The sequence below is a fragment of the Streptomyces sp. NPDC031418 genome (assembly GCF_055581605.1).
Genome location: NZ_JBVIJC010000004.1, coordinates 59724 through 68928 on the forward strand (window position 1 = coordinate 59724; position 9205 = coordinate 68928).

General features: G+C 72.3%; 9 protein-coding genes. All 9 read right to left on the reverse strand.

The window, feature by feature from the left end; genetic code table 11:
- Positions 1-316: 316 nt before the first annotated feature.
- The 9 genes from ACZ5CZ_RS06385 to ACZ5CZ_RS06425 all read right to left on the reverse strand — a co-directional run bounded on the left by ACZ5CZ_RS06385 (position 317) and on the right by ACZ5CZ_RS06425 (position 9018).
- Positions 317-1072: an enoyl-CoA hydratase/isomerase family protein gene (locus tag ACZ5CZ_RS06385; RefSeq protein ID WP_468940166.1), complete on the reverse strand. Its 756-nt coding sequence runs from the start codon at positions 1070-1072 to the stop codon at positions 317-319.
- Between the two features lie 5 nt (positions 1073-1077).
- Positions 1078-2328, reverse strand: coding sequence for a cytochrome P450 (locus ACZ5CZ_RS06390; RefSeq protein WP_468939730.1), 1251 nt, complete (start codon positions 2326-2328; stop codon positions 1078-1080).
- Between the two features lie 98 nt (positions 2329-2426).
- A complete protein-coding gene (locus ACZ5CZ_RS06395) occupies positions 2427-3782 on the reverse strand; it encodes a cytochrome P450 family protein (RefSeq protein ID WP_385842955.1) in 1356 nt (451 codons plus the stop codon).
- 13 nt (positions 3783-3795) lie between these two features.
- Positions 3796-4356, reverse strand: a complete 561-nt coding sequence (locus tag ACZ5CZ_RS06400) for a GTP-binding protein (RefSeq protein WP_468939733.1) — start codon at positions 4354-4356, stop codon at positions 3796-3798.
- Between the two features lie 3 nt (positions 4357-4359).
- A complete protein-coding gene (locus ACZ5CZ_RS06405) occupies positions 4360-4743 on the reverse strand; it encodes a DUF742 domain-containing protein (RefSeq protein WP_385842957.1) in 384 nt (127 codons plus the stop codon).
- Entirely contained in the window at positions 4740-5582 is an 843-nt protein-coding gene (locus ACZ5CZ_RS06410) for a roadblock/LC7 domain-containing protein (RefSeq protein ID WP_385842958.1), read from the reverse strand. The genes ACZ5CZ_RS06405 and ACZ5CZ_RS06410 overlap by 4 nt, the downstream gene beginning before the upstream one ends.
- Positions 5579-6763: an ATP-binding protein gene (locus ACZ5CZ_RS06415; protein ID WP_385842960.1), complete on the reverse strand. Its 1185-nt coding sequence runs from the start codon at positions 6761-6763 to the stop codon at positions 5579-5581. The genes ACZ5CZ_RS06410 and ACZ5CZ_RS06415 overlap by 4 nt, the downstream gene beginning before the upstream one ends.
- A gap of 330 nt (positions 6764-7093) precedes the next feature.
- On the reverse strand, positions 7094-7603 hold the full coding sequence (locus ACZ5CZ_RS06420; RefSeq protein WP_468939738.1) for an O-acetyl-ADP-ribose deacetylase: 510 nt from the start codon (positions 7601-7603) through the stop codon (positions 7094-7096).
- Complete coding sequence (locus ACZ5CZ_RS06425; RefSeq protein ID WP_468939740.1) at positions 7600-9018, reverse strand: phytoene desaturase family protein; 1419 nt, start codon at positions 9016-9018, stop codon at positions 7600-7602. The genes ACZ5CZ_RS06420 and ACZ5CZ_RS06425 overlap by 4 nt, the downstream gene beginning before the upstream one ends.
- Between the last annotated feature and the right edge of the window lie 187 nt (positions 9019-9205).

Consider the following 9205-nt stretch of genomic DNA (forward strand, 5'->3'; position numbering starts at 1 on the left):
CGACTCGCTCCTCCGCCTTGCATCTGCACGCTCCCCCAAGCTCTCGACTCCTCCCCCACTCTCGGCTCCGCTCGAGCGGGGGGACCCCCATGAGCAGGGGGCACCCCCATGACCCCGCTCGGGTCGGCCGAGAAGGCTCCGGCGCCGCAGCCGACCTGATCCGAAAGACAGGCCCTGGGTGCGGCCGCGTTCGGAACCTCGGCCGATGATGCCACGCACGGCACGGACGCCGGACGCCGCCCGGTGCCCCAGGGGACACGACTCGGCCGGCCGCGGGGACGTGCTGCCGGGCCGGCCGGTGCGGGGAGACGGTGTTTCAGGGGCGGGGGCGGGTGAGCTGGGCGGTGAGGAGGTGGGCGTCCAGCAGGCCGGGGTCGGCGGTGCGGGCGGCGCGGGCGTAGCCGGCGAGCATCCGCTTGGTCAGGGTGACCGCCTCGGCGGAGCGGCGGACCAGCGGGCGGACCCAGGCGCCGATCACCCGGTCCAGGTCCTCGCGCGGCGCCGTACGGTGCAGCAGGCCGAGCCGGTGTGCGGTGGCCGCGTCGAAGGTGTCGCAGGTCAGCATCAGTTCGCGGATGCGGGACGCGCCGGCCTCGGCGACCAGCCGGCCCATGGCGCCGCCCCAGGCCGGGGGGAGGCCGATGCCGATCTCGGGCATGCGGAAGCGGCAGTCGTCCGCGCCCGCGCGCAGGTCGCAGTAGGAGGCGAGGGCGAGGCCGGCGCCGATGACCTTGCCGTGCAGCCGGGCGATGGTGACGGCGTGGGTGTTCTCCAGGGCCTCGCACACCCGGTGCGCCTTGTCGGCGATGCGGCGCAGGGCGGCGCCGGTGGGGTCGGCGTCCAGGGCCGCCTGGTACTCGGCGCGGTCGGCGCCGAGGCAGAAGTCGTCGCCGCCGGCGGTCAGCAGCAGCACCCGGACGTCGGGCCGCTCGTGCAGACCGTCGAGCAGGGCGAGGAGTCCGTCCAGGACGGCGAGGGTGAGCGTGTCGCCGCCGAGCCGGACGGTCAGCACGGGGCCGTCCTGGTCGGTGTCGAACGCGGTCCCGGGCAGCGGGTCGTAGAGGCTGGTCATGTCGGTCATACGAGGGTGACGTCCAGGTTGAGCAGGCGGCGGAAGGCCACGCGCGGGGCCCAGGTCGGCCGGCGTACGAGAGCGAGCCGCGGGAAGCGCGTGACCAGTTGGTGCAGGAGGGTCTGGGCCTCCATGCGCGCGAGGGGCGCGCCGAGGCAGTAGTGGGCGCCTCCGCTGAAGGCGAGGTGGCCCGGTTTGCGGTGCAGGTTGAACAGTTCCGGGTCCGGGTGCCGGGCGGGGTCGCGGTGGGCCGCGCCGACCAGCAGGTGGACCATCTCGTCCTTGCGGATGCCGACGCCGCCGAGGACGCAGTCGCGTGCGGAGACGCGGCTGATCACATGGGTGGGCGGGTCGTAGCGCAACGATTCTTCTACGGCGGCGGGGACCAGGTCGGGCTGGAGGACGAGCCGCTGCCACTGCCGGGGGTGGTCCAGGAGCAGCAGGGTCATGGTGGACAGCAGGGTGGCCGTGGTCTCCAGGGCGGCCAGCAGCACGAACAGGGCCAGGAAGTAGACGGCTTCGTCGGCCTTGTCGCGGTCGCTCTCCAGGGTGTCCCACACGGCGAGCCAGCGGGACACCGGGTCGTCGCCGGGCCGTGCGCGGCGTTCCCGCACCAGGTCGGTGAAGTAGGTGCGCAGTTCCGCGGTGGCCGCGTCGGAGAGGGCCAGCTGGCTGGCCGAGGGCAGGAGTTCCTGGGTGAACACCTGGTCGTGGGTCAGCTCGCGCAGCCGCGCGTGGTCGGCGGTCGGCAGGCCGAGCCAGTGCCCGATGACGGCGACCGGCAGCTCCTCGCTGACCAGCGCGTTGAAGTCGGCCTCACCGTCGTGCAGCCGCTCCGCGAGGGTGTCGAGGCTGCGGCCGGTGAACCGGGCGACGGGGCCGCGGAGTTGGTCGAGGGAGCTGCGGTCGAACATGCCCGCCGCGCGGCGCACCCAGGTGTGCTCGGGCGGGTTGAGCGCGGGCAGGGTCCGGCTCATCTCCCGCGAGGAGGGCGCCGTCCACCGGGTGCCGGAGCCCTGCTGCTCGCGCCAGCGGCTGTCCGGCTCCAGCCAGTCACGGCTGCGCAGCACCCGGTCGCACACGTCGAAGCCGGTGAGGAGGTACCCGCCCCAGGGCGCCGCCGCGACCTCGCCCCTCGACCTGAGCTCGGCGTAGACAGGGAACGGGTTGGCCTGTCCCTGTGCCGTCCGCAGACGGGAGAAGAGCGAGACGGTACGGCGCCTGTCGGCAGGTGGTCTTATCGCAGCGGTCTCCACAACGGCCCTTCCTTGATCCAATTGATCGACCGCCGCCATGCATACCCCTTGCTTGACGGGTACATACAAAATGACGATTCAACGATGAGTTGCCTTCGTCACTCTCCTCGGGTCCAGGCCAGGAACCGGCTGAACAGACCCGGCTTGGGCTTCGGCGCGGTGGGCCGGTCGGTGGACGAGGCGGCCGCAGCGGCGGGGGCGGCCGGCTGCTGTTCCCGGGCCGGCGCGGCGGCCGGACCGATCGTGCGCGGGGTGAACCGCACGGGCAGCGCCACCAGGGAGCGGCTCCACGGGGCCGGAACCCAGCTCAGGTCCTTGAACGGCGCGCGGACCTCGATGTCCGGCAGCCGGTTGAGGAGGGACTCCACGGCGGTGACGGCGATCACGAAGGCGGGGTCCTTGGCGGGGCAGGCGTGCGGCCCGGCCCCGAAGGCCAGATGTGCCTTGGCGCTGAGCTGTTCGCGGTGCTCGGCCAGCCGGGGGTCGGTGTTGGCGGCCGCGAAGGAGATGACCACCGGGTCGTTCGCCCTGATCACGCGCTGCCCCAGCTCCACGTCGTGGGTGGGGTAGTGGGCGGCGTAGTTGGCGATCGGCGCGTAGTTCCACAGGACCTGGTTGACCGCGTCCTCGACCGGGAGGTCCGTCTGCCACTCCTCGCCGAGGATCAGCGCGCTGGTGGTGCCGATGACCGCGGACAGCGGGGTGGTGCCGCCGGACAGCAGGGTCACCAGCTGGTGCAGCACCTCCTCGTCGGACAGGCCCGCCTGGTGCTGCATCAGACGGGTCGTCAGGTCCTCGGCCGGGCGGCGCCGCTTGAGGGCGATCAGCTCGGACAGCGCCTCGGCGAGCACCTGGTCGGCGCCGGGCGTGCCGGAGAAGATGCCGCTGATGCCGGTGATGACCCGGTCGCCGATCTCGGGCGGGCAGCCGAAGAGTTCGCTGAAGACCAGCAGCGGCAGCGGCTGCGCGTACTCGGCCATCAGCTCGGCCTGGCCGAGCCGTTCGGAGCTGAACCGGCTGATCAGGTAGTCGGCGGACTGCTGGGTCTGCCGTACCAGCTGGAGTTCGTTGACGGTGGCGAGGCTGTCGGTGACGGCCTGGCGCAGCCGGGCGTGCGCGGCGCCGTCGCTGAACAGGGCGTTGGGCCGGTAGCCCATCATGGGCAGCGCGGGGCTGTCCTCGGGGACGCGGCCCTCGTTCAGGGCGTTCCAGCGCCGTGAGTCCCGGACGAACGACGCGGGGTTCTGAAGGATGTACAGCGCCGCGTCGTAGCTGGTGACGAGTTCGACCTCCACCCCGGGAGCGATGTCGACGGGCGCGCTCGGGCCGAGGGTGCGCAGGTAGGCGTAGTGCGCGTCGGGGTCGGAGCCGAACTGCGGGCCGTAGAGCTGGGGGTTGCCGCCGTGGGCGGGGCAGCCGGGGGGCGGCCCTTGTATGCCGGGGCGCTGCTGCATAGGGGGTGGGCTCCTAGTAGGTGAGGGACAGAAGGTGGTGCACGAGGGTGATGAGGGCGTGTGCCGCGGACTGCTCGTCGCGTACGTCGCAGGGGACGACGGGCGTGTCCAGGGACAGGTTGAGCGCCTCCCGGATCTCCTCGAGCGGGTAACGGGGCGTGCCGTCGAAGTAGTTGACACCGATGGCGTAGGTCAGTCCGAACCGCTCGACCAGGTCCAGCACGGGGAAGGACTCGGAGAGCCGTTCGGGGTCGACCAGGACCAGTGCGCCGAGGGCGCCCCGGGACAGCTCCTCCCACATCTCCTTGAAACGTTCCTGCCCGGGCGTGCCGAACAGGTACAGGACCACCTCCTCGTTGATGGTGAGGCGGCCGAAGTCCATGGCGACCGTGGTGGTGGTCTTGTCCGGGGTGCCGGACAGGTCGTCGAAGCCCTCGCTGGCCTCGGTGATCTCTTCCTCGGTCCGCAGCGGCTCGATCTCGGAGATGCTTCCGATGCACGTGGTCTTCCCGACCCCGAAGTGCCCCACCACGAGGACCTTCACCGCGGTGAGGACACCTGAATCCAGGTACACGAATCACGCTCCGAATCGAGCTTTGAGGCCGTCGAGCACGGCGTTCAGCACTTCTCGGTCGACACGTTCGGCACGCGGCACGGGCTTGCGCGCGACGATCAGACCGTTGTCCTCCATCTGCGCCAGCAGAATCCGGACGACACCCAGCGGCAGATGGGTGTGGGCGGCCACCTCGGCCACGGACAGGAATCCGTCCTTGACCAGGTCCAGGACGAGACGGGCCTCCGGGGACAGCGTGCGTGCCGACGCGAAGGCGTCCTCGCTCGCGGACACCAGGGTGGTGCGCTCGTAGGCGTTCTCCGGGGGCAGCGAACGCCCGTTGGCGATGACGAAGAACGGGACTAACGCCGAGGTCAGCTCAAGTCCCTCGTCCGGCTCGTCGGTCACGTGCGGCTCGCCTCCCCGTGCGGTGCCAGCTCTCCGCTCAGCCGCGGTACGACGCTGTGCAGCCGGGTGGTGAACTCCTCGATGTCGGCGTCGTGCTGGGCGGCCGCCGCCAGGAAGGCACCCCGGCCGGCCGAGATCAGGAAGATCCAACCGTGCTGGAACTCGATGACCGTCTGCCGCCACTGGGCGTCCGGCTCCGCTCCGGCGAACTGCGCGGTGGCGCGGCTGTAGGCGTGGATGCCGGTCATCGCCGCGGAGATGGTGTCCGCGAGGTCCTGGCTCATGCCGGTGGTCGCGCCGCGCGGCAGCCCGTCGGCGCCGAGCAGTACGGCGTGCCGGGCGCCCCGGACCTCGGCGATCACCTCGTCGAGGTCCGCGATCGGGATCCCGGTGCCCCGGCCGTTCTCGTGCCGGGGGTGTCCGGGCCGGTCGCCGGGGGCGTCGTCGGCGTGCACCCGGGGCGGCGAGGTCAGGTTGTTGCCGAGCCGGGCGACGAGCCGGTGCATCCGGAAGGAGATCTGCTGCATGTCGACGTCGGGCGCCGCGGCCGCCGCGAGATAGGCGCCCTGCCCGGCACCGATCAGAAAGATCCAGCCGTGCGAGAACTCGATGATCGTCTGGTTCCACTGGCGGTCCTCGCCGGTCCCGGCGAAGTGCGAGGTGGCCCGGCTGAGCGACTGCATGCCCGCCATGGCGGCGGAGATGGTCCGCACGTCGCGCTGGGCCATGCCCTCGGTCGCGCCGCGCGGCAGGCCGTCCGCGGAGAGCAGGACCGCGTGGCGTGCCTTGGGCACGTTGGCCACGATGTCCTCAAGCATCCACGACAGGTCTTCGATCATGCCTCATCCGACCCTTCGGACGGGGCCGCGGCGAGGTTGCGGCCCGAGAGCGTGCCGCGCTGGAAGGCGCCGAGGCTCCGGCCCGCCGCACGCCCGGCCTCCTCCGGTGCCGCGGGGGGCGGCGCGGTGGTGTCGTCGCGGTCGGGGACGCTGGCGATGGGCACCTGGCGGGCGCCGCGCCGGGGCAGGCCGTGCGCGGTGCGGGCCACGGGCTCGGGGCGGCCGACGGGGCCACGGACAGCGGCCGTACGGTCGTCCTCCACCGGAGCGGTCTCCTCCTCGGTCCACAGTTCCTCGGGCAGCAGTACGACCGCGCGCACACCGCCGTAGCGGGAGATGCCGGTGACGTCGACCCGGAAGCCGTACTGCTGGGCGAGCAGGCCGATCACCGGGAAGCCGAACTTGGGCTGGTTGCCCAGCTGGGACAGGCGCGGCCGGTAGTCGCCGGAGAGCAGGGCGCTGGCCTTCTGCCGCTCCTCGTCGTTCATGCCGACACCGGCGTCGTCGATGACGATGCACAGGTTGCTCTGCACGCGCTGGAACGTCACCTCGATGGGCGAGCCCTGCTGCGAGAAACTCGCGGCGTTGTCGAGCAGTTCGGCGACGGCGAGCGCCACCGGCGAGACCGCGGACGCCTTCAGCGCGAAACCGGTCTGCTGCATGATCTCGACCCGCCGGAAGTTGCGGATCTGACCCTGCGCGCTGCGCACCACGTCGTACACGCTCGCGGGCCGGTTGCGACGGCCCAGCGGCGCACCGCACATGACCGCGATGCCCTGTGCCTTGCGGGCCATCTGCGCGTTGGCGTGGCTGACTTCGAGCAGGTCGCCCAGCACGGAGTGGCCGCCGTACTTGCGCTGGATCTCCTCCAGCAGCGCCAACTGCTCGGCCGCGAGGCTCTGGAGGAAGCGTGCGGAGCCCTTGAGGACGGCCTTGGTGCTGTCCTCCGCCGCCTCCTCGGCTTCCTGGATGGTCCTGGCGTGCTCGGTCCGGTGCTGGTGCAACTCCGCTCGTAAAGCGGCTGCTTGGGCCTCGGCCTCGCTCAGTCTCTGCGTGAGCAGGGCCTCGGCCTGGGCCTTCTTCGCCGCTATGGCCTTGTTGCGACGACTGAGGGCCACGGCCGCGACGACGGCGATCACCGTCACCGCAACCAGGCACCACACAAGTGCGTCTCGATTCATGGAAACCTTTCCTGGCGTGTAGCCTGCGGCCGTTGACGGAGGGACGCCGCGCGAACCGGGGGCACGACCGGCTTCCAGGACGACTTGGCCGCGATGTGGTCGAGTACCGGGCCGAAATCGTTTTCTACGGCGCCTCAGCCGAGGGGACCAAGGTCACAGACGCGGGGATGCTATCACCCACTTAGGTGAACCATCGCACCCCGGAGACCCCCCAACGGCCCTGTTCCCCGGGGGGTTTGCATCCCTTTGCGTACTGGTCGGTTCCCGTTCCGGAAAGCGTGACCGGGGACATTTCCGACGGTCGCCGGGTATATGCCCCCGGCGACTGCGTCAGCGGAGCTGCGCGGCGAACGCCTGGTACGCGCGGTCGTCGAAGAGGACGAAGCGCACTTCTTCCACGGCGGTCGGTGTGGTCCGTACCGTGTCCACCGCGATGCGGGCCGCGTCCTCGACCGGCCAGCGGTAGACGCCGGTGGAGATGGCCGGGAACGCGACGGTGCGGGCGCCGAGTTCGTCCGCGACCCGCAGGGACGCGCGGTGGCAGGAGGCGAGCAGCTCCGAGCGGTCCTCGGTGGCGGACCAGACCGGGCCGACGGTGTGGATGACCCACTGTGCGTTCAGCCGGCCCGCCGTGGTGGCGACGGCCTCCCCGGTGGGCAGACCCCGGCCGTAGCGGGCGGCGCGCAGGGCGCGGCACGCTTCCAGGACGGCCGGGCCGCCGCGCCGGTGGATCGCGCCGTCCACGCCTCCGCCGCCGAGCAGCGAGGAGTTGGCCGCGTTGACGACGGCGTCGGCGTGCTGTTCGGTGATGTCGCCCCGGACGAGGGTGATGGCGGTCATGTCTGCCTCAGTCTCCGCCAGACGGCCTTCGCCGCGTTGTGCCCCGACATGCCGTGCACACCGGGTCCGGGCGGGGTGGCCGAGGAGCAGATGAACACCGCCGGATGCGGCGTGTGGTACGGGAACAGGGACAGCCGGGGCCGCAGCAGCAGCTGGAGCCCGGAGGCGGCGCCGCAGGCGATGTCGCCGCCGACGTAGTTGGCGTTGCGGGAGGCCATCTCGGCGGGGCCGGCGACGGCGCGGGCGAGCACGCGGTCGCGGAAGCCGGGGGCGAAGCGCTCCAGTTGGCGCTCCATGGCGTCGGTGAGGTCGCCGGACCAGCCGTTGGGGACATGGCCGTACGCCCAGAAGACCTGCTTGCCCTCGGGGGCCCGGGTGGGGTCGGCCACGCCGGGCTGCACGGTGATCATGAAGGGCCGGTCGGGGGCGCGGCCCGCGCGGGAGGCGGCGTGCAGAGCGGTGCCGATCTCGGTGTGGTCGGCGCCGATCTGGACGGTGCCGGCGACCCGGGCCTCGGGCGCGGTCCAGGGCACCGGGCCGTCCAGCGCGTAGTCGATCTTGAAGACGCTGGGGCCGTAGCGATACCCGGCGTAGTAGTCGCCGAAGCCCGCGATCCGGGCCAGCGCGGTCGGCGAGGTGTCGAAGACGTAGGCGCGGGCGGGCGGCAGGTCGTCCAGGCGCTTGACCTCGTAGTCGGTGTGGACGGCGCCGCCGAGGTCGGTCAGGTAGGCGGCGAGCGCGTCGGAGATCGCCTGGGAGCCGCCGCGGGGCACGGGCCAGCCGCGGGCGTGCGCGGAGAGGGCGAAGACCAGGCCGATGGCGCTGGTCGCCAGTCCGTTCAGCGGCGCCATCACATGGGCGACCAGTCCGGCGAAGAGCGTCTTGACCCGCTCGTCCTGGAAGCGGCGCATCAGCCAGGTGGACGGCGGCAGCCCGGCCAGGCCGAAGCGGGCCAGGGTGACCGGGTCGCGCGGCAGGGCGGTCAGCGGCAGGGACATGAAGTCCCGGACGAGGGTGTCCCAGTGCGCGAGCAGCGGCTCGACCAGCCTGCGGTACGCGCCGGCGTCCCGGGGCCCGAAGGAGGCGGCGGTCTCGGCCACCGACCGGGACAGGACGGCCGCGCTGCCGTCCGGGAAGGGGTGCGCCATCGGCAGCTCCGCGTGCAGCCACTCCAGGCCGTAGCGGTCGAGGGGCAGATCCCGGAAGGCGGGCGAGTTGATGCCGAGGGGGTGGGCGGCCGAGCACGGGTCGTGCCGGAAGCCGGGGAGGGTCAGCTCCTCGGTGCGGGCGCCACCGCCCACGGTGGACTTGGCCTCGAACAGGGCGACGGAGAAGCCACGGCGGGCCAGCTCCACGGCAGCGGTCAGTCCGTTCGGCCCCGCACCCACCACGACCGCATCGAGCATCGACGGCACCTTCGGACCCCTTCGTCAGCCGACGGCCATTCAGGATCAGGATATGCCGGGGGACTGACACTCCCCCGGCCCGGGGCCGCCACACCGGCTGCTGCCCGCCCGGGTCAGGCCGCCGCGCGCAGCAGTCCGGCCACCCGGTGGGCGGTGGCGGCGTCACGGGCGGCGGTGAACGGCAGGGCGTTGTCCC